This window comes from Phocaeicola sp. ICN-14070, from assembly GCF_037892625.1.
Classification (GTDB): Bacteria; Bacteroidota; Bacteroidia; order Bacteroidales; family Bacteroidaceae; genus Phocaeicola; species Phocaeicola plebeius.
Window position 1 is genome coordinate 1 of the sequence record NZ_JBBKBF010000167.1, and the last position, 825, is coordinate 825.

The window sequence follows — 825 nt, forward strand, 5'->3', positions numbered from 1 at the left end:
CGCTTTACACTGCATTTTGGCATTCTATTTGATTTACTGTTAGCGTAGAAACTTACTTAACTAACTATTAAAATTGAAGCAATATGAAAAAGTTATTTGTAGCAGTAGCATTGGTAATGGGATTAGGAACTTCAGTTGCGTTTGCAGAAAACTTCCACGCAAGTGTAGACAGTGTAACCATTGTAAATGAGTTCAAACCCATCGAAGTAAAAGATCTTCCACAAGCTGTTCTGGATGCAGTTGCAAAAGACTATGCTGAATTTACCATCAAAGAAGCATACGTAGAAGAAGTGGAAGGAACAAAAACCTACAAAGTAGTTCTGACGGACGCAGAAGACAACACAGCCGCCGTGTTATACACTGAAAAGGGTGAAGTATTGGAATAAGCACTCACACGATTGACGGGAATGTGCCAAGTACGGCATGTTCCCGTTTTTTTATTTTTCCACTTATATGAAATAAAAAATCCTGATTCAAAATGAACCAGGATTTTTTTTCGCGGTGCGTACGGGACTCGAACCCGTGACCCCATGCGTGACAGGCATGTATTCTAACCAACTGAACTAACGCACCATTAAGTTTTTCTTTCGTTGCTTTCTCTCTCGATTGCGGTTGCAAAGGTAGGCGTTTTTTTCAAACCTACAAACTTTTTGGATGTTTTTTTTCTAACTTTTTTCAATAAAAATCATAATATACTGATTTTCAATATAGATTAAAATCATTTTTTTTCGCTTAAAAGAAGAGTCATAAAGCTACATCAAGCCGTTTCCTCCAAAATATTTACAGAACGTATCTACGAAAATAAGTAAGTTATCCCGGTTTCTT

General features: G+C 36.7%; 1 protein-coding gene and 1 tRNA gene. One reads left to right on the top strand and one right to left on the bottom strand.

The window, feature by feature from the left end:
- Window positions 1-83 precede the first annotated feature (83 nt).
- Window positions 84-386 (top strand): hypothetical protein, encoded by a 303-nt coding sequence (locus tag WKT20_RS18105; protein WP_007559631.1) that lies wholly within the window; start codon window positions 84-86, stop codon window positions 384-386.
- Between the two features lie 113 nt (window positions 387-499).
- Here WKT20_RS18105 and WKT20_RS18110 read toward each other — a convergent pair.
- Window positions 500-573 (bottom strand) — tRNA-Asp (locus WKT20_RS18110).
- Window positions 574-825 lie beyond the last annotated feature (252 nt).

Coding starts and splice junctions, on each gene's coding strand:
- WKT20_RS18105 (WP_007559631.1), top strand. CDS start 84: ATGAAAAAGTTATTTGTAGCAGTAGCATTGGTAATGGGATTAGGAACT.